This window comes from Labilibaculum antarcticum (assembly GCF_002356295.1).
Classification (GTDB): domain Bacteria; phylum Bacteroidota; class Bacteroidia; order Bacteroidales; family Marinifilaceae; genus Labilibaculum; species Labilibaculum antarcticum.
This window is the reverse complement of sequence record NZ_AP018042.1, coordinates 4,071,604-4,091,095: the sequence shown is the minus strand read 5'-3', so window position 1 is coordinate 4,091,095 and position 19,492 is coordinate 4,071,604. Positions and strand designations below refer to the sequence as shown.

General features: G+C 35.0%; 26 protein-coding genes. 17 read left to right on the top strand and 9 right to left on the bottom strand.

Annotation, left to right across the window (positions count from 1 at the left end; all coding sequences use genetic code 11):
- Positions 1-11 precede the first annotated feature (11 nt).
- Positions 12-446 (top strand): DUF2202 domain-containing protein, encoded by a 435-nt coding sequence (locus tag ALGA_RS16170; protein WP_197705593.1) that lies wholly within the window; start codon positions 12-14, stop codon positions 444-446.
- A gap of 528 nt (positions 447-974) precedes the next feature.
- On the opposite strand, the gene ALGA_RS16165 is transcribed toward ALGA_RS16170, so the two are convergent.
- The 3 genes from ALGA_RS16165 to ALGA_RS16155 are packed head-to-tail and all read right to left on the bottom strand — an operon-like array spanning position 975 to position 2,702.
- Positions 975-1,553: a uracil-DNA glycosylase gene (locus ALGA_RS16165; RefSeq protein ID WP_162845467.1), complete on the bottom strand. Its 579-nt coding sequence runs from the start codon at positions 1,551-1,553 to the stop codon at positions 975-977.
- 9 nt (positions 1,554-1,562) lie between these two features.
- Positions 1,563-2,228, bottom strand: coding sequence for a PHP domain-containing protein (locus ALGA_RS16160; RefSeq protein ID WP_096430891.1), 666 nt, complete (start codon positions 2,226-2,228; stop codon positions 1,563-1,565).
- A gap of 9 nt (positions 2,229-2,237) precedes the next feature.
- A complete protein-coding gene (locus ALGA_RS16155) occupies positions 2,238-2,702 on the bottom strand; it encodes a DUF1847 domain-containing protein (RefSeq protein WP_096430889.1) in 465 nt (154 codons plus the stop codon).
- A 279-nt stretch (positions 2,703-2,981) separates the two neighbouring features.
- Here ALGA_RS16155 and ALGA_RS16150 point away from each other — a divergent pair, with 279 nt between their 5' ends.
- The 10 genes from ALGA_RS16150 to ALGA_RS16105 all read left to right on the top strand — a co-directional run bounded on the left by ALGA_RS16150 (position 2,982) and on the right by ALGA_RS16105 (position 8,709).
- Positions 2,982-3,539: a DUF134 domain-containing protein gene (locus ALGA_RS16150; RefSeq protein ID WP_096430887.1), complete on the top strand. Its 558-nt coding sequence runs from the start codon at positions 2,982-2,984 to the stop codon at positions 3,537-3,539.
- A 24-nt stretch (positions 3,540-3,563) separates the two neighbouring features.
- The gene (locus ALGA_RS16145; RefSeq protein WP_096430885.1) at positions 3,564-3,881 is read left to right on the top strand and encodes a NifB/NifX family molybdenum-iron cluster-binding protein; all 318 of its coding nucleotides are present in this window, start codon (positions 3,564-3,566) and stop codon (positions 3,879-3,881) included.
- Positions 3,882-3,893: 12 nt separating this feature from the next.
- A complete protein-coding gene (locus ALGA_RS16140; RefSeq protein ID WP_096430883.1) occupies positions 3,894-4,076 on the top strand; it encodes a DUF5320 domain-containing protein in 183 nt (60 codons plus the stop codon).
- Between the two features lie 27 nt (positions 4,077-4,103).
- Positions 4,104-4,343 carry a DUF5320 domain-containing protein gene (locus ALGA_RS16135; protein ID WP_145957650.1) on the top strand — a complete coding sequence of 80 codons (240 nt, stop codon included), beginning with the start codon at positions 4,104-4,106 and terminating at the stop codon, positions 4,341-4,343.
- 52 nt (positions 4,344-4,395) lie between these two features.
- On the top strand, positions 4,396-4,782 hold the full coding sequence (locus ALGA_RS16130) for an iron-sulfur cluster assembly scaffold protein (RefSeq protein ID WP_096430879.1): 387 nt from the start codon (positions 4,396-4,398) through the stop codon (positions 4,780-4,782).
- 24 nt (positions 4,783-4,806) lie between these two features.
- Positions 4,807-5,202: a DUF362 domain-containing protein gene (locus ALGA_RS16125; RefSeq protein ID WP_096430877.1), complete on the top strand. Its 396-nt coding sequence runs from the start codon at positions 4,807-4,809 to the stop codon at positions 5,200-5,202.
- Positions 5,203-5,403: 201 nt separating this feature from the next.
- A complete protein-coding gene (locus tag ALGA_RS16120; protein WP_096430875.1) occupies positions 5,404-6,186 on the top strand; it encodes an MBL fold metallo-hydrolase in 783 nt (260 codons plus the stop codon).
- Positions 6,187-6,318: 132 nt separating this feature from the next.
- Positions 6,319-6,912, top strand: coding sequence for a uracil-DNA glycosylase (locus tag ALGA_RS16115; protein WP_096430873.1), 594 nt, complete (start codon positions 6,319-6,321; stop codon positions 6,910-6,912).
- A gap of 28 nt (positions 6,913-6,940) precedes the next feature.
- Positions 6,941-7,753 (top strand): HD domain-containing protein, encoded by an 813-nt coding sequence (locus ALGA_RS16110; protein ID WP_096430871.1) that lies wholly within the window; start codon positions 6,941-6,943, stop codon positions 7,751-7,753.
- On the top strand, positions 7,753-8,709 hold the full coding sequence (locus ALGA_RS16105; RefSeq protein WP_162845466.1) for a radical SAM protein: 957 nt from the start codon (positions 7,753-7,755) through the stop codon (positions 8,707-8,709). The genes ALGA_RS16110 and ALGA_RS16105 overlap by 1 nt, the downstream gene beginning before the upstream one ends.
- Before the next feature lie 312 nt (positions 8,710-9,021).
- Here ALGA_RS16105 and ALGA_RS16100 read toward each other — a convergent pair whose 3' ends face one another.
- The 6 genes from ALGA_RS16100 to ALGA_RS16075 form a co-directional block, all read right to left on the bottom strand.
- On the bottom strand, positions 9,022-9,882 hold the full coding sequence (locus tag ALGA_RS16100) for a glycine betaine ABC transporter substrate-binding protein (protein ID WP_096430869.1): 861 nt from the start codon (positions 9,880-9,882) through the stop codon (positions 9,022-9,024).
- Between the two features lie 296 nt (positions 9,883-10,178).
- Positions 10,179-11,045 (bottom strand): glycine betaine ABC transporter substrate-binding protein, encoded by an 867-nt coding sequence (locus ALGA_RS16095; protein WP_096430867.1) that lies wholly within the window; start codon positions 11,043-11,045, stop codon positions 10,179-10,181.
- 314 nt (positions 11,046-11,359) lie between these two features.
- On the bottom strand, positions 11,360-12,232 hold the full coding sequence (locus tag ALGA_RS16090) for a glycine betaine ABC transporter substrate-binding protein (RefSeq protein ID WP_096430865.1): 873 nt from the start codon (positions 12,230-12,232) through the stop codon (positions 11,360-11,362).
- Positions 12,233-12,259: 27 nt separating this feature from the next.
- Positions 12,260-13,120 (bottom strand): ABC transporter permease, encoded by an 861-nt coding sequence (locus tag ALGA_RS16085; protein ID WP_096430863.1) that lies wholly within the window; start codon positions 13,118-13,120, stop codon positions 12,260-12,262.
- Position 13,121: 1 nt separating this feature from the next.
- Positions 13,122-14,366, bottom strand: coding sequence for a quaternary amine ABC transporter ATP-binding protein (locus tag ALGA_RS16080; protein WP_096430861.1), 1,245 nt, complete (start codon positions 14,364-14,366; stop codon positions 13,122-13,124).
- 366 nt (positions 14,367-14,732) lie between these two features.
- A complete protein-coding gene (locus ALGA_RS16075; RefSeq protein ID WP_096430859.1) occupies positions 14,733-15,068 on the bottom strand; it encodes a hypothetical protein in 336 nt (111 codons plus the stop codon).
- 566 nt (positions 15,069-15,634) lie between these two features.
- Here ALGA_RS16075 and ALGA_RS23655 point away from each other — a divergent pair.
- The 6 genes from ALGA_RS23655 (at position 15,635) to ALGA_RS16045 (ending at position 19,492) form a co-directional block, all read left to right on the top strand.
- Positions 15,635-15,802, top strand: a complete 168-nt coding sequence (locus tag ALGA_RS23655) for a family 43 glycosylhydrolase (protein WP_096430857.1) — start codon at positions 15,635-15,637, stop codon at positions 15,800-15,802.
- Entirely contained in the window at positions 15,741-16,025 is a 285-nt protein-coding gene (locus tag ALGA_RS23650) for a family 43 glycosylhydrolase (RefSeq protein WP_096430855.1), read from the top strand. The genes ALGA_RS23655 and ALGA_RS23650 overlap by 62 nt, the downstream gene beginning before the upstream one ends.
- Before the next feature lie 4 nt (positions 16,026-16,029).
- Positions 16,030-16,239 carry a family 43 glycosylhydrolase gene (locus ALGA_RS16060; protein ID WP_162845464.1) on the top strand — a complete coding sequence of 70 codons (210 nt, stop codon included), beginning with the start codon at positions 16,030-16,032 and terminating at the stop codon, positions 16,237-16,239.
- A gap of 525 nt (positions 16,240-16,764) precedes the next feature.
- Positions 16,765-17,256 carry a lipocalin family protein gene (locus ALGA_RS16055; RefSeq protein ID WP_197705592.1) on the top strand — a complete coding sequence of 164 codons (492 nt, stop codon included), beginning with the start codon at positions 16,765-16,767 and terminating at the stop codon, positions 17,254-17,256.
- 20 nt (positions 17,257-17,276) lie between these two features.
- Complete coding sequence (locus ALGA_RS16050; protein ID WP_096430851.1) at positions 17,277-17,684, top strand: DUF2177 family protein; 408 nt, start codon at positions 17,277-17,279, stop codon at positions 17,682-17,684.
- 8 nt (positions 17,685-17,692) lie between these two features.
- Positions 17,693-19,492: a DAK2 domain-containing protein gene (locus ALGA_RS16045; protein ID WP_096430849.1), complete on the top strand. Its 1,800-nt coding sequence runs from the start codon at positions 17,693-17,695 to the stop codon at positions 19,490-19,492.

Genomic DNA, 19,492 nt, shown 5'->3' with positions numbered 1-19,492 from the left:
ATTTAATCGGCTTGCTTGCATGGCCAAATAACCCTTTCGCAAATATAAAAGAAAGTGAACAATCGCACATGGATGCAATTGCATCATTATTAGATGAAAACAATGTATCATATACTATTTTACAGTCAGGGCAATTCTCTGAACCAGATTTGCAAAATTATTACAATCAATTCATCACAGACGGTGAAATAAGTTCTTCAAATGCATTAAAAATAGGGGCAACTATCGAAGACTTGGATATTGTAGATTTACAAAAGTATGTAGGAGAAATCACAACTCAATCTGTTATTGATGTTTTTAACTTGTTAGAATGTGGTTCGCGAAATCATTTACGTTCATTTTATAAATCAATAATGCTTTTAGATGAAACTTACACACCTCAATTTTTAACTTTAGATGAGTATAACAACATAGTAAACAGTGCAAACGAAAATTGCAATCAATAAAACCCGATTATAATTACTAAGTAAAAGCAATATTTTGATTACGACTACCTTTATGGTCCCTTTTGTACTGAGGATACGACACCAACAATGTTTCCTCTATGTGAAGCATCACAAACTATTTAAAAAATAAAATTTGAAACAACTAAACGCTAGTAGAGTAGACAGGTGACGGTCTATTTACCGCCACTGTGCCTCTCCCACCGTACTTGCGGTCTCATATACGGCCCAGAGGAATCGGGATTAAATTAAGGGGAATAAAGAATCACGTCTATTAGGCGTGATTTGTTTGTAAATGTCGAGCATCGATTCGTAACCTCTCTTTTTCAACCTGTCAAACGTAATGGTTGTTCTTAAAATTGGACTCTGAGCAATGACTCATAAAATCATTTTATAGTAAAGTATTCGATAGAGCTTCGTGGGATTATGGCTTTGATGTAAAATTCTGAAATCGAATAAACATCACTTGAAACAATTCTTCTTGTTATGTTTATTCTATATTATTCATTCAATAAAACAAAAATAAGCTAATTAAATATGCTCTGAATAATGATCCGGATTAACCAGTTCGCGGTATTTGAATACTATTTTTTTGAAATCTTCCCATGTTTCGCGCTTAAGAGCAGAATTACGTAACAATGCGGCAGGATGGAAAACAGGCAGCACCAATCGATTTTCCCAGTTTATCCAGTTGCCATGGATCTTAGTAATTTTCAAACTATCATCTTTAAGTAAACGCTTTAATGCAGTTGCTCCTAAAGGAATGATAATTTTAGGATTAACAAGCTCTATCTGTTCATACAAATAAGCAATGCATTCATTTACCTCCTCTTCTTTAGGAACTCGGTTACCCGGTGGCCTGCAACGGAGTATATTGCTGAGAAAAACATGTTCCTGCCTAGTAAAACCGCATGCCAGCAGTATTTTATCGAGCAATTGCCCCGATTTACCAACAAATGGTCGTCCCATCTTGTCTTCATCGGCACCAGGAGCTTCTCCAATAATTAATATGTCAGCATTAGGGTTTCCTTCGCCCCATATCGCATGATTCCTTGTTTTTGATAAATCACATGCAGTACAATTTAATATTCTTGCTTTTAATTGTTCCATATTCAGAAGCTAAACAGTCTCAATCGTTTTGTTCTTCATCGCATTCACGATATCATAAGGAATTACCATATTCCCAAAACCATTTCCCAAATCTACTCCCGGTTTTCTGGTACCGTGAAAATCTGAGCCTCCTGTTATCAACAAATTATATTTTGTTACGATCGCCTTAAACTGTTTAATCTGGGTATCAGTATGTGTGGTATAGATTGCCTCCAAGCCTTTTAGCCCCATAGATGCAAGTTTCCCAATCAATTTATCCAATTCAGTCATTGAAAGACAATACTCCAGTGGATGCGCCAAAGAAGTAATTCCACCATATTCTGAAATTATTTTTATGGCTTCTTCAGGACTCCCAGAGCTATTGCGCCAATCCATTTCTACATTATTTAGAATAAGAACACCTTCCTCCTGACTTTTATCAATAAAATAGGCTAAAATATGAATCCCATAAACCTGTCCCATACCCGAAGCAGACATTTCCATACCAGGAATAAACTCTATTGGCAGATGTGATTTATTGATATAATCCATTGCCTTCTGTATCCCCTTCATGGTATCATGATCGGTAATAGAAATGGCTGAAAGATTCTTTTTCACTGCATAATCGACAAGCTCTATAGGTGTATAAGTACCATCAGAAGCAGTTGTGTGAATGTGTAAATCAATAGTTTTCATAGTAAATCATTATAAATTTTGAATATCCGCAATTGCCTGTTCCGGATTATTATTATTTGTAAAATCTTTATCAAACAAATTGGTAACCAAAGCATTTGACACTTTACTGAATATCATATCATGACCAACGCACAGGCCCATTGAAATATTTAAGTCGGTGTTTTTTTTATTTAAAAAATCAGCTTGTCCTGCCGGATTACATAATATACGACCGCCAGTCCTTCCTATAATGTCTTTCTGAGCTATTCTACCATACTTACAATCAATAGTGTAAACATCGAAATACCTCGAAAAATAGTCCTTCAATATTTGAGCTTCGTTTGAAAATGTAATGCAATGTGCTATTCCTAATCGCTCAAAATTAATACCCCGCGCAAAATTCATTATTTCTTCAATACGGTTTGAACTCATACTGGTAGTCTCAAAATTGACTTTCATTACTTTACGAAATTCTTCTGTATATAAATTCTTCATTGTGTTTTTAATAGGTTAACGTATTTTAAAATGTTGTAATAAATGTTTCGTTGAATAGCTTGTAAATTGAAGGACTTTTAAATGTTGCTATTCTATGCTTGAAGAGTATATCTATGCTTTTAATAAGAAACTTGAGTACAAAGGTAATGAGAATATTCTCATTTCAAACTTTTGGTTTTAAAATATATTGATTTAATCTTTTCTTTCAAAAAACTCGAAATAAATTTGATTAATGAACTATAGTTCATTAATTTTGTGATGAACTATTGATTACTAAATATGCCTCCAAGAAAAAGAGTATTACGAAAAATTTTAAATCCACCAATAATCAATGGATTTAAGCCTTATGGTCAAAAATCAGGAAAACTTAATTCGGAGCTCGTTAATCTATTATATGAGGAATATGAAGCTATTCGCCTAAGTGACTACGACACGCTTAATCATCATCAAGCATCTGTTATAATGGGTGTTTCCAGACCCACTTTCACAAGAATTTATGCTTCTGCTCTTCAAAAAGTTGCAAAAGCATTTGTCGAAGGACGGCAAATTGCGATTAAAGGAGGTCAGGTTTATTTTGACAGCGACTGGTATCATTGCAATACATGCAAGTGCTATTTTAATAACCCTGAAAAAGAAAAAACAGTTGAAAATTGTTCATTGTGCGGTAGTCAACAGGTTAAGGAATTTGATTACACTTATAATGAAACAGGTATTAAACATTGCAATGATTTGTGTGTTTGTCCCAGCTGTGGATTTAAGCAAAAACATGAATGTGGTATAAACTGTAATAAGCACATATGTCCAACATGTGGTGCCAGGATGAAAAGAACATTTTAATTAATAGTATTAATAAATAAACGCATGAAAGTCGCAATCACATCTACAGGAAATACATTAGAATCAACAATTGACCAACGATTTGGTCGCTGTGCATACTTTGTGATTTACGACAATGAAAGTAAAGCAATGGAATTTATTCCTAATCCAAACAAAGAATCAGAAGAGGATGCGGGTACTTCTTCAGTGCGATTAGTGGCATCTCGCAATGTAAATAAAATAATTTCATGCGATTTTGGAATGAAAATAAAATCCTTGCTTGATAGTTTAAAAATCCAAATGATAGTTATAAAACAGCCGGAAAAAAAAATCAGAGAAATTATAGAAATGTTAAATCATTAAAATCACTATAATATGCCAAAACTTGATGGTACTGGTCCCGAAGGAAAAGGCTCCCACTCAGGACGCAATTTAGGAGAATGTAGCAATGCTACTGAAGATGAAAAACTTCAAAAATTAGGTAAAGGAATGGATAAAAAACGTCATTCTGGTGGAGGTACGGGGAAAGGGAAACGCTTAAAAAGTGATGAAAAATAGTATTAACAATTAAAAAAGGAGGTCATTATGCCAGGTTTTAATCAAACAGGTCCAATGGGACAAGGTCCCATGACAGGCCGTAGAATGGGACGTTGTGCCAATGTGGAAACAAATCCCGAAAATCAAACTACCGAATCGAAAGAAAATACCAACGATAATACGCCTGAAAATTTTCAGGGAAGAGGTTTTGGCTTTGGACGAGGTAGAGGCAGAGGTAGAAGAGGTTTCGGAATGGGACGACAAAACGGTTTCAGAGGCGGCTTTTAAATTAATTCTGAGAGAGGCTAATTCAGCCTCTCTTTATTTAATCAATAAAATTATGAATACAGTTCGTGATTTATTAAAAACATCTGGATATTCCGCTAGAGCAATAAAATACTATGAAAATAATTTTAATGTCGGAAGAATTGAAAACCCAGATGCGCATTTCACATATACAGGCCCTTGCGGTGATTCGCTAGAAATATTTTTGAAAATATCGGATGTTATAACTGATGCTAAATTTCAAGCTATTGGATGTGTAGGTACTTTTATATTCGGTTCCGCTTTAACAAAAATAATAATTCGTAAAAAAGTAAAGGATTGTGAAAATTTTGATGAAATAGATTTATTAAAACATGTGGGTGAAGTGCCTGAGCAAAAAAAACATTGCGCACACTTGGTTGCATTAACTTTTAAAAAAACTATTGAGCAATATAAAGAATAGAATATTACTAAAAAGACAAACATTATGTTTGGAAAAGGGAAAAATCAACAAAACAAATCACAACAAAGAGGAAGGAGCACATCACAATTTGGCGTTTGTAGCTGTCCTCAATGCAATTATTCCATTACTCATAAACGAGGAGTTCCATGTACGACTTTACTATGTCCTAAGTGCCATATCCCGCTTATAAGACAAGATCAGCCTAAAAATCGCGACAAACAACAGGCTTCTAATGAAAATACCAAAACCTCAAGCTTTCCAAAAATTAATATTGAACTTTGTATTGGTTGCGGAGCATGTGTAGATATATGTCCTTCAAAAGCCATTCACATAGAAGATGGTAAAGCTAAAATAACAATCACGAATTGCAAAAAATGCAGAGCATGCATAAATGCTTGTCCTGTAGGAGCAATCACATAATAAAAATTGAATATGAAACGTCCATGCCAAAGTGATTTTGACACACAGGGAGATGATTATCTCAGCATGGTAAGTTCCATATGGTAAAAACATAAAATTATAATCATATGAAACGTCCATGACAAGTAATTTTGACACACAGGAGGATGATTATTCCAGCATGGTAAGTTCCATATGGCAAAAACTTAAAATTATAATCATATGAAATTAACAGTATTAACAGAAAATATGGCAGGTGGTGAATTCCTTGCAGAACATGGTTTGTCCTATTTAATTGAACAGGATGGGAAAACTATTTTATTTGATACCGGGCACAGTGATATATTTCTTAAAAACAGCATTTTAAAGGGGTATCGTATTGAGGATTCCGCTGATGTAGTTGTGCTTAGTCATGGACATTGGGATCATGGAGATGGTTTACAGCATATTAGTAATAAAACACTGATTGCTCATCCAAATTCATTTATCAAAAGATTTCATAAAGGAAGCAAACGAAATATTGGCCTTTCATTATCAAAATCTGAGATTAAAAAGAGGTTTAATTTGATTGAGTCTGCATTACCTTATTATATTACAAAAGATATTATTTTTCTAGGTGAAATACCTCGAACAAATAAATTTGAATCTCAAGAAACCCCTTTTATTGATGAACAAGCTAATGAGGATTTTGTTCCTGATGATTCTGCTTTAGCAATTATTCAAAACAATGAACTAATAATAATTACGGGGTGCTCCCATTCCGGAATATGTAATATTGTAGAATATGCGATAAAAGTTAGCAAGATAGACAAGGTAAAAGTAATTATGGGTGGATTTCATTTGAAGAAAGATGATTCTCAAACGCAAAAAACCATCGAGTATCTAAAACACTTAAACGTAAGGCAAGTTTTACCATCTCATTGTACAGAATTACCAGCATTGGCAGCTTTTTATAATGAGTTTAAAATTCAACAAGTGAGAACAGGGCAAGAATTTCTATTTTAAAAATAAAAATATATTGAAGAATATTGATGTAATCCAATTTTAAGAGCTTCACAAATCTTGCAATTGAAGCCTTCTTAAAAAACACTTCAAAACCAGAACCTTTTCGTAGATTCATTAATTGGCATTAAAAAGATGAACCAGCTAAACCTGCAAGAAAAACGAGAATTACTGGATGCTCTTAATTATGAGATTAGGACTTGTGAGAAATGTAGTTTATCGGCTACAAGAAAATATGCGCTTACCGGTGAAGGAAATATAGGTGCCAGTATCCTATTTGTTGCGCTATCTCCTGGAGCGAAAGAAGATATCGGAAATAAAATGTTTATTGGCCCTTCGGGACAGGTTTTTAATAGACTGCTGCAAACAGCCGGAATTGAAAGACAATCGGTATATATGACTAATTTGGTGAAATGTTTATTGCCGAATAATCGGAAACCTACATGGAATGAAATTGAAGCATGCAGCTCCTTTTTGGGTAACGAAATTTCGATTATCCAACCTCAAATCATAGTCCCTTTGGGTTATTATGCAACTCGCTCAATTTTAACGAAATATCACGCTGATCCTTCCCGTGAAGAAATGAGTTTTAAAAATGTAAACGGCAAATTATTGGTTCTCGATGGAATGAAAATATTTCCATTGACACATCCATCTGCCCTTCTATATAATCCCTCTTTTGAACCGAGTACCATAGAGAAATATAGTAAGCTAAATTCCTATTTGTAAGTGTACAATTAAATATTAAGAAAATAGCATGTGTAAAACTCAAATAAATTTAAATGAACAAGATGTACAGTATTTGAAGGATTGGTTTTTTCATTATGTACAATCATTTAAAAATGGAGATAAAAATATTCAAGAGAATATAATTTTGAAAGAAAATCATACGATGCAAGTATGCAAAGAAATTATCAATATAGGTAAACAGGTTGAATTAAATAATGATGAATTGCGTCTATCTGAGGTTATTGCACTGTTTCATGATATTGGTCGCTTTGAGCAATATGCACGCTTTAAAACCTTTGCTGACAAAAAATCAGTAAATCATGCTGAATTAGGTGTTCAAATATTAAAAGACAATAAGGTTTTAAATAGATTGGATGAATCAATGCAAAGTTTAATTCTCCGAACAATATTGTACCATAATCGAGCAATACTTCCTGAAAAAGAGACAGATACTTGTCTGTTTTATACGAAATTGCTACGTGATGCGGATAAACTGGATATTTGGAGGGTAGTTACCGATTATTATAAGCAAAAAAACGGCAAAAAAAATGTGGCTCTTGAACTTGAACTTCCAAATACATCAGGAATCTCCGAAGAGGTTTATCATGACTTGACAAATGGAAGCATCGTTGATAGTAAGCATGTGAAAAATTTAAATGATTTTAAACTACTTCAAATGGGATGGGTTTTTGATATCAATTTTGATGCGACTTTCCATTGTATTCGGTCAAGACATTATATAGAAATGATTGACGATGCTTTACCAAAATCAATAGAAATTCAAAATATAGTTAGAATGATTCAAATGTATCTTGACAAACAGATAAAAGAAAAAGCTTGATGAAAAATCACAAAGTTATATATAAACACCTATTTGGTCCTGTTCCCTCACGTAGATTGGGTATGTCGTTGGGTATTGATTTAATACCTAAAAAAGTGTGCTCATTAAATTGTGTTTACTGCGAAGTAGGTAAAACCACTAAACTTACTCTCGATAGAATGGAGTATGTAAAATACGATGAGGTGATTGCTGAATTAAAGCAGTTTATGGGCAATAAACCTAAAATCGATTACATTACATTTTCGGGCTCAGGAGAACCAACCCTCAATAACAGAATAGGAGATGTTCTGAATTTTGTTAAAAAAAATTATCCTGACATAAAAACAGGTATTTTAACAAACGGAACTTTATTTTTTAATCAGAAGTTAAGAACTGAACTGTTACAAGCCGATGTGATTTTGCCTTCTTTAGATGCTGCTAGTCAGACTGTTTTTGAAAAAATTGACCGCCCAAATTCAAACTTAAAAATAGAAACTTACATTCAGGGCTTAATTGATTTAAGAAAAGAATACAAAGGCAAAATTTGGTTAGAAATATTCTTACTGAAGGGTTATAATGATTCAAAAGAAGAATTGGATTTACTTAAAAAAGTCATTCTAAAAATTAATCCCGACAGTATTCAATTAAATACACTCGATCGTCCGGGAACCATAGCCAGATTAATTCCTTTATTAAAAAGTGAATTACAGGAAATTATTGATTATTGGAACATACCAAATGTTGAAATTATAGCAGCCGCTCAGGAGCGAACATCTGTTGAATCCTATAGCGGCGATATTGAAACTGCCATTATAGAAACCATAGCCCGTCGCCCTTGTACGCTTGATGACTTACATCATTTTCTGGGTATTCATGTTAATGAAATAAATAAATATTTAGGGCCATTGGAAGCAAGTAATAAAATTAGAACGGTTCAGCTTGATCGGGGTGTTTTTTATGAATTAAAACATAAATAATCTTGGCTTAAAAGTCAATTTGATTGTAATAAAAAAGGAACTCCATGTGGATATTTTAATATTGGCTCAAGCATGCCACCATATCTACTTGATTATAATCAAGTTATAGGAGAAAAAATTAAAACAGGACAGTGAATAGTATTATAATTAATTGCATAAAACCTAAATTGGTGTTGCTAAATAATACCTACAGGCTGTTTTGAAATGTATATATAACTAAACAAAAATCCCATTAACTAACACATCTAAAAAGAGCCACATTAATGAAATGCGGCTCCTTTTGTATGTTAACTTACAGTTTCAACTTCCAGATTATTTCATCCAGGAATCAACCAATACTTTATTGGTTTTATACCATTCCGTAGCTCCTGCTTCTTCTCCTTTTTCTACAATGAGTGCCATTAATTCGTACAACTGGGCTTCTTCAAGGTTAAAATTTCTGAAAAAATTAGCCGCTTCTGGCTTGTCTTTTGCAAATCCTTTTCGAGAAATAATTGTGCAAGCATCCTTTGGGTAGATTCCTTTGGGATCTTCTAGATATTTCAAGTCGTTTTCGGCCCATGTGAAATGTGGTTTCCAGCCGGTAACTACAATCCACTCTTTATTCTTGATTGCCTTCTCAAGACTGGCCACCATGGTAGGACCACTAGATGTCATTTGTTCGAAATCGAGCTTATAAGCATCTATTGCTTTAAGTGTGATGCCATGAATACCAGCACCACCGCCAACACCAATAATTTTACTTTCAAATTTATCTTTATTGGCGTTCAACTCTTCAATAGAGTTAATCGTAACATAGGCAGGGACAACCAATCCACTTGTCCCCTCGCTAAACGATTCGCCTAATATCTCTAGGTTATCACCATAGTCGGCCCAGTAAGCTTTGTGCGTATTCGGAAGCCATGCATCAAGATTCACATCCCCTTTTGAGTCATCTTTTGACAATTCACCGTATATCAATCCGTTTGCCAGATTGGTGAGTTCCACATCATAAGCATTTGCTTCGAGTGCTACTTTTGCCAAATAAGTGAACGCAATTGATTCAGCCCAATTGGCATAAAAGATGCTAACTTCTTTTTTATCTTTTGCTTTTTTATTTCCACTGTTATTGCATGAACTAACTAAAACCGTTAATGCTACAAGTAAAATCCCTAAGTTTTTTAATTTCATCATATATTAGATTTATTTTTTTGCGATAGCTTGCGTGATTCTATCTGAAATTATGGCCAATATCACAATGCCCAATCCCGATTCAAAACCTTTTGCAATGTCGTTCTGTTGAATTTCCTCATAAGAGAAAGAAAGTGCATCTATTTTAAAAGAAGATATTGTATGTATTGACCAAATTAAAAACGATTGGGCTTATTATAAATTTATCGGAAAGACAACTGAAACATGAATAAAAAAAGTAGCCACATTATTAAAATGCAGCTACTTTTGTATGTAATCTTACAGTTGCAACTTCCAGATTATTTCAACCAGGAATCAACCAATACTTTATTGGCTTTATACCATTCCGTAGCTCCTGCTTCTTCCCCTTTACTCTGAATGGCTGCCACTAATTCGTATAATTTCGCTTCACCCATCTTAAAGTTTTTGAAAAAAGTAGCCGCTTCAGGTTTGTCTTTTTCAAATCCTTTTCTCGAAATAATGGTACAGGCATCTATAGGATAAATTCCTTTGGGATCTTCTAAATATTTCAAGTCGTATTTATTCCATATAAAATGAGGTTTCCAGCCAGTTACTATAATCGATTCTTTATCTCTGATTGCCTTCTCAAGACTAGCCACCATTGCAGGACCACTAGATGTTATTTGTTCAAAATCGAGCTTGTATGCATCGATGGCTTTAAGTGTGTTGGCATGAACACCTGCACCTGCACCAATGCCAATAATTTGTCCTCCAAATTGATCTTTATTTGCATTTAACTCTTCAATAGAGTTAATTGTAACGTAAGAAGGCACTACCAAACCGGTTGTTCCATCGCTAAAGGCTTCACCTAATTTTACCAGATTATCACCATAGTCGGCCCAGTATTCTTTGTGGGTATTTGGAAGCCATGCATCCATAAATACATCCCCTTTTGAGTCCTCTTTTGACAATTCTCCATAGATCATGCCTGGGGCCAAATTGGTCAATTCCACTTCGTAACCATTTGCTTCGAGAGCTGCTTTTGCCAAATAGGTAAACGCAATTCCTTCGCTCCAATTGGGATAAAAAATACTCACTTTTTTAGCTGCACTTTTTTCTTTTTTATTACTGTTATTGCATGAACTAACTGAAACAGTTAATGCTACAACTACAAGTAAGATTCCTAAGTTTCTTAATTTCATCATATATTAGATTAATTTTATTTTTTTGCAATTACTTGCGCGATTCTATCTGAAATTATGGCCAATTTCACAATACCCAATCCTGATTCAAAACCTTTTGCAATGTCCTTCTGTTAAATTTCCTCATAAAGGAAAGAGTAAGAGGGTAGAAAGTGCATCTATTTTAAAAGGAGATATTGTATGTATTGACCAAATTAAAAACGATTGGGTTAAAATAAATTTATCGCAAAGACTACTGAAACTTGGATGAAAAAAAGGAGCCACATTATTGAAATGCGGCTCCTTTTGTATGTTAACTTACAGTTTCAACGTCCAGATTATTTCATCCAGGAATCAACCAATACTTTATTGGCTTTATACCACTTCGCAGCTCCTGCTTCTTCACCATTGTCAGCAATGGCTGTCATTAATTCGTACAACTGTCCTTCTTCAAGGCTAAAGTTTTTGAAAAAAGTAGCAGCCTCTGGTTGGTCTTTTGCAAATCCTCTTCGCGAAATAATTGTTAAGACATCCTTTGGGAAAATTCCTTTAGGATCATCTAAATATTTCAAGTCATTTCTAACCCATTTGAAATGTGGTTTCCAGCCGGTTACTACAACCCATTCTTCATCTCTGATTGCCTTCTCAAGACTAGCAACCATCGCAGGTCCACTTGATGTAATCTGCTCGAAATCTAGCTCGTATGCATCTATTGCCTTAATCGTGTTGGCATGAATACCAGCACCTCCACCAACACCAATAATTTCACTGCTAAATTTATCTTTATTGGCATTCAACTCTTCTATAGAGTTAATCGTAACATAGGCAGGAACAACCAAACCAGTTGTAGCCCCAGTAAACGCTTCGCCTATTTTTACCAGTTTATCACCATAGTCGGCCCAGTAATCTTTGTGCGTATTCGGAAGCCATGCATCAAGACACACATCCCCTTTTGAGTCGTCTTTTGACAATTCACCATATATTAAGCCTGGTGCCAAATTGGTAAGATTCACTTCAAAACCATCTGCTTCGAGTGCTGCTTTTGCCAAATAAGTAAACGCAACTCCTTCAGCCCAATTAGGATAAAAGATGTTAACTTCTTTTTTATTTTCACTTTTTCCTTTTTTCTTACCACTGTTATTGCATGAACTAACTGAAACAGTTAATAGTACAGATACAAGTAAAATTCCTAAATTTCTTAATTTCAACATAATTATATTTAAAGATTAATATTATTATTATTTTTTTGCGACAGCTTGTGTGATTCTGTCTAAAATTATGGCCAATATCACAATACCCAATCCCGATTCAAAACCTTTTGCAATGTCGTTTTGCTGAATACCCTGGTAAACAATACTTCCTAGCCCTTTAGCTCCTACCATTGAAGCGATAACCACCATTGATAAAGCCAATAGTATTACCTGATTAATTCCGGCCAAAATAGTTGGTTTGGCCAAAGGCAACTGTATTTTAAATAAAATTTGTTTTTCGGTTGCTCCAAAAGCACGCCCCGCCTCGATCACATCCTCCGAAACATTTTGAATTCCCAAACAAGTTAAACGTACGGCCGGTGGGAGAGAGAAAATCACAGTAGCTACAACTCCGGGAGTATTTCCTACACTAAAAAAGAAAATAGCCGGAATCAGATAAACAAAGGCTGGCATAGTTTGCATCAAATCAAGTATGGGCCGAATAATCACATCAGCGGTTTTGCTTCGGGCAGCCAAAATTCCCAGTGGAATACTCAAAATAAGGGCAATCAGGGTTGAAACAATAACCAAGGTGGTTGTTTGTATGGCTTCTTCCCAGTACCCCATTGCGAAAATTAAAAATAATCCCAAAAGGACAAATAATGTCATTCCACCTCCTTTTTTTAATCCTTCTATTTTAAAGGAACTTTTCCCAGCATTGGCATAATAAGCCCCCAAGGCTACAAGTACAATAATGACATAAAAAGGAATGGACAGAAACACGTCGTTCATACCATTAACCGTCCAGGAGATTACATCATCAATAGCTCCCCACAATCCAGAAAAGTTCTCTTCCAACTTATTAATTCCAGCTTCTATATATTTACCAAGATCAATTAATTTTTCCATATTACATTTCGTTTGCACGTTCTTTTAGTTCACTTATTTCTTTTTTTCCAAATCGCGTAGCTTCAATAATCAACGAAGTTTGAGATATTAAGCCAAGTAATTTCCCACTTACTTCGTCTATAACAGCCAGAGGGTATTTAATCCCTGTAATCAGGGGTAACATATCTTCTACGGAATAGTGTTTATATACACTCGGAACATTTGTCTTCAGTGCTTTTTCAATAGAAGTTTCCTTTTCTTTTTCCAATTCCAGGAGGTCTTGCAACCATACATAACCAAGAAATACTCTGTTTTCATCCTCCACAGGAAGAACATCAACTGCAACTGTACGCATTTTACGGATGGCTCCTCTGGGACCATCTTTGGCCATTTGAACCAGCGTATTCTTTTCAAACATGAGAGTTTCAGCCGTAATAATAGTTTTTCGATCCACTTTATTAACAAAAGCTTCAACATATTCAGTTGCCGGGTTTGTTAAAATATCTTCCGCTGTGCCAATTTGGTTTATAACACCATCTTTCATAATAGCAATACGGTCACCAATTTTCATTGCTTCGTCCAAATCGTGAGTAATAAATACTATCGTTTTGTGCAACTTGCTCTGTATTGCCAGCAGCTCATCCTGCATATCTGCTTTAATGAGTGGATCGAGTGCAGAAAACGCTTCGTCCATAAGCAAAACTTCCGGATCGTTTGCCAGGGCACGTGCTAAACCTACCCGCTGTTGCATACCTCCTGACATTGCCGATGGGTATTGATATTCATAACCTTTTAACCCAACGGTTTCGAGTGCTTCCAGGGCTCTTTCTTCCCGCTTCTGCTTTTCTTCGCCCCTAATCTCTAATCCAAAAGCAGCGTTCTCAAGAATCGTTCTGTGTGGAAGAAGACCAAACTTCTGGAATACCATACTCATTTCTGTACGTCTGGTTTCCAATAGTTCTTTATTACTCTCGCGGGTAATATCATGCTCATCGAAGAAAACTTTACCGGCGGTAGGATTGATAAGTCGATTCAAACAGCGGATTAAAGTAGATTTTCCACTGCCCGACAATCCCATAATAACAAAAACCTCTCCTTCCTTAATTTCAAAGTTAGCCTTGTTAACCCCAACAGTACATTTTGTTTTCTTCAGAATTTCGTCTTTTGAAACTCCTTTCTCAAGTAGAGCAAGGGCATCCTGTTTACGTTTCCCGAAAATCAGGGTTAAGTCCTCAACCTTAATTTTTATTTTTCTTTTATCCGCCATAACATCTCATTTTTCTAATTAAAAGTAATACCCGATATTCATATTGCAGCGCATTTTCTCAAACTGGTCTTTCCCTTGCGCTGCGCCAACATACATATAAACGTTACCTGCAATAAGCAATACTCCAGTTACATTTATAAAAGATTTATCGAAGTCATCGATTTATTTATCCATAAAACCAAAATCATTATAAAACAAGAGGTTAGGAATTCCTTTTCATTCTACCGACACGGAATAAGCTGCACCAAGTGTATTAGTAGTAGCTTACGATGCTACCATATATATAGATATCCATAGGCAGTCATTGGTTTTATCTGCCAGATTTTAAGTGTTTTATTTGTATTTAGAGAATTGTACTGAGTAATTTCAAACGGTACTTGTGTTGATCCTATTTGAAGGGTATTTATAGGAGTAAAATCGTAACCGACCCAAGCTTGCGTTAACATTTCGTCGCCAAAGCCTTCCGAATAAAAAACGATACTCGGCATTCAATTTAACTCCTTTGTATTTTGCTTTGGCATTTACACGAAAAACATCGTAGCCAAAATTACCGCCTTGTTCTTTTTGTCCATCTTTCCAAGAAGAAAGATTATAATTAGAGCCCAATGCATCCACAACATGAAACTCTGGCTTATCTTGATATAATAAAGAAATGAACGGTAAAAGTGTAAACACCGATACCATTTTATGTTTTAGAAACATAAAAGATATAGTTTTAATGAAAAAGATACTGGCAGAAACAGAGAATTAAACGCAAGGAGGTTTGGATTTACCCATCTGATTTCTGAAAATCAAATTATATACAGTAAATACCCTTTCGTTATTTTGTTTGTGAATTTTATTATTCATTGCGTGCAAAGGTACGATTAAAAGCCAGATTAAACAATTTGAATACAGAAAGATAACAAAAGTGCCCCTTTCACATTCCTCTAGTATTTCAAAAATCAATATCTAAGCTTGATAAAAAGTTGAATAATTTGATTTCTAATGCTCTGGTTTTTGAGCGTATGGATTTCAATTTTTCATCTGAATCAGATGAAGACCATAGAAGCAAAATTGACTTGTTATATTAGAAACACGGAAATAATGACTTCAGTTACCTTCAGCTCTTATTCCGGAACTTTTAATTCCAGACTATCCATACTGGCATTGGCCTTTTATGTCGAGTAGGAGAAGACTACTAACTGGTTAACTCTTACCAATCTATCACCGTAAAGATTTGGTTAACTGGAAACTAATTGGCCATACGATTGATCGGCCAGACATAGTTGATTTTAATAGATTACCAGATAAACTTGGCTTGTTTGCTCCTAACCATCCGTTATTACGATGGTATATTTTACATCGTCAACACCTGCGTGGCTTGTAAAATGAATTTTTACATTACAGCGACTGATCCTGCAGGTCCCTGGTCTGATCCCATATGGTTGCCCTGAGGGTATTGATCCATCACTGTTTTGGGAGCATGATGGGAAGTGTTATTATACCGGAATGAAAGGACCTAAAAAGAAGCAATCGAAAGACCAGTGTATGATATACAATCAGGAACTTAATTTGCAGCAACAAAAGCTGGTTGGAAAAAAACACATATTAACCTATGGACATGCTAACAATGCTTCGTATTCAGAAGATCCCCACCTTTATAAAATTAAGGACTAAGTATATGCTGTTGATATCGGAAGGTGGAACTGGCATGTATGATGCGCTTACGGTTCATCATGGCGATTCAATTAAAGGATCTTATATTTCGGATTATATCAATCCAGGACTCTCACACCGTCAGTTTGGTGAGGATTACCCGCTGTATGCAATCGGGCACGGTGATTTGGTGCAAACACAAAACGAAAAGTGGTGGTGTGTATGCCACAAGTAATGGTAAAGATTCAAAAACAGGGCACTCTTCGATTGGTTTTATTATAAAGGGAAATAGTAAATATTATTTTATCGGATAATGTTGACATACGCCACACAATAACGTATCAAAATCTGAGCGCAGTTCATCGGCATACTAAAAGGCCAAATAAGAATTGATTTGGCCTTTTATTTTAAAAAAAAAATCTACTTATTCACCGCATAATCATCCTTTTCACAGTCTTTCCCCTTGTACGCATCAGCTTAGTCACTGCCTAAGAATTTTAAACGGCACCAATCCTGGCGAACATTAACTCTCTCCTAAATCCAAACCGCAACATACACCAAGCATTATATGCTGTCTAAAAATGAACAAAACTATGCGCTAATTGTTGTTAGTTTTTTAATACAAATACAATTACCTTAGTTACAGAGTAAAATATGTATGTTCATCAAATTCGATAAAAATAACCGAATGTTGAAAATCAGTAAACGTTTAACTATTGCTTTATTCATAATTAGTTCACTAATTATTAGTAATTCTTTTATGAGTTGTAACACACAAAAATCGATGATTGATAAAACGGTAGTTGAGCAGCTGGATATTCAACGATATTTGGGCATATGGTATGAAATTGCTCGTTACGACCATCGTTTTGAACGTGGACTTGTTGGTGTAACAGCCGATTATTCAACACGCGACGATGGAAAAATAAAGGTGGTAAACAGTGGCTATGAAAATAGTTTCGAGGGTAAATTCTCGCAGGCGGTTGGAAAAGCTAAAATACCCCAACCCGAAAAAGCACCGGCAAAACTAAAAGTATCCTTTTTCTTGTTCTTTTACGGCGATTACTTTGTAATGGAATTAGACAAGGATTACCAATGGGCCGTTATTGGCAGCAGCTCAGATAAATATCTTTGGATTTTGAGCCGCACTCCAAAAATGGAAAATGAATTATATACAGACTTGCTTACTCGATTAAAAAAGCGCGGTTATGATGTTTCAAGCTTGATAAAAGTGGAACAAAAGCCTTTGTAACAAGATAAAATTCAAATGTTATGCAAATAAAAAGTATCCTCATAAGTTACCTGCTTACTTTCATCGTTTTTTTGATGATAGACTTACTATGGCTTGGCATCATAGCTAAAAACCTCTATCAAAAATACCTGGGTGATTTTTTATCTGATAAAGTAAATTGGACCGCAGCTTTTATTTTCTACTTCATATATGTTGCAGGGATTTCAATATTTGCTGTTTATCCGGCAGTTCAAAAAGGCTCTGTTCTTAGTGCAATTTTGATGGGAGCTTTATTTGGTCTGTTTACTTATGCTACTTACGATTTAACGAATTTGGCCACACTTAAAGACTGGCCACTACCTATCGTTTTTATCGATATTTTATGGGGCGCAATTTTATCAGCAACCGTTAGTTTAGCCGGTTTTCATATTGTAAAATGGATTAATTAATAGTAATCATGCAAAAGATTGAAACACCTTTTATCGACGGGAAATTCTTGTATTATGCTTTTATCGCAGGAGGAAATCAGATACTAAAAAATCAGGTCGAAATAAATAGAATAAATATTTTTCCGGTTAACGATAAAGACACCGGAACAAACCTTGCCTCTACTGTCCGTTCTGTTATCGACAATATAAAACCTCATAAATCATATAAGACTACGGTAAGCAATATTGCTGATGCAGCATTAATTGGAGCACGTGGAAATTCGGGAGTTATTTTTGCTCAGTTTCTACATGGTTTAAATCGGGAAACCTTAAACAAACCAATTATTACTTTAACTGAATTTGCCGAAAGTGTAAAAAGATCAATTCCTTATATATACGAGGCTATTGCAAATCCGGTTGAAGGAACAATGTTAACCGTTATCAAAGAGTGGTCCGATTTTCTAAATAGTAAAAAAGATGCCATACCTGATTTTGCAGATGTAATCATTGATTCTTTGGCAGTGTTAGAGAAATCATTGGCTGAAACAAACACAAAATTGCAAGCCTTAAGCAAAACGGATTTTGTAGATGCGGGAGCAAAAGGCTTTGTTTTGTTTATTGAAGGAATTATCGGTTTTATTAAAAATAGAAATATTCGAAATCTTGCGGTTGAGTCTACTCAAAATGTTTCGCTTGTTCATTCGAACGAATTGACAGAAGAAGAAATCACCTTCCGCTTTTGCACCGAGGCCATTATAAAAAATATTCGCCAAAGTAAATCTGAACTTCAAAAATTCCTTAGCCAAAATGGTGATTCAGTTGTTGTTGCCGGTTCGGAAAGCATTTGTCGTATTCACGTTCACACCAATAACCCAGCAGAGCTTTTTCATCAGTTAAAAGAAATTGGAACCATCACTTTACAAAAAGTGGATGATATGCTTCGGCAACAGGAGGCTGTAAGCAAACGAAAATGGAATATTGCGTTGGTTACAGATTCAACCTGTGATTTATCGCAGGAATTGATTGATTTTTATCAGATTAATGTGGTGCCGCTTAATTTGAATTTTGGCGATAGTCATTATTTAGATAAAGTTACAATTCAACCCAATCAGTTTTACGATTTGTTGGAAACTGAGCCTGAATTCCCAAAAACATCTCAAATAAATGAGCAGACTTTCACCAACTTATATTCACATTTGGCCTCGCATTACGATGCCATAATTGCTGTGCATTTAACCAGCCAGTTTAGTGGAACTTATTCAAACAGTGTAAAAGCCGGCGAACGCATTACAAAAGAGTTTAAAAAACCGGTTCATGTAATCGACTCAAAAAATTTATCAGGAGCACTGGGTTTATTGGTATTAAAAACAGCCAAAAATATTGAAGCTGGCGAGTCCGTCGAATCAATTGTTGAAACCCTTAAAAAGGATGTACTCCAATCTAAAATATTTGTAAGTGTTCGCGATTTACAAACGATGATTAGAGGTGGAAGGGTTTCTAAACCTAAAGGAATAATCGCCACCGCTCTGGGCTTAAATCCGGTTATTTCAATGGATGAAAATGGAAAATCGCTATTGTTTGGAAAAACCTTTAGCCAGCAAGCCAGCTTAAAAAAAATATTTAAGCATATAGCAAAGATTAGCCGTGAAAAAACCTTATGGAATTATATCATTTTGCATGCACAGAATTCTGATGGAGCTCAATTGGTAGAGGATAAAATGTTTGAAATGACCGGAATAAAACCAGTATCGGTTGTCAATATCTCACCGGTTATTGGAATGCATGCAGGCAACGGTGCTCTTGCTATCTCATTACTTTTTAACAATTAA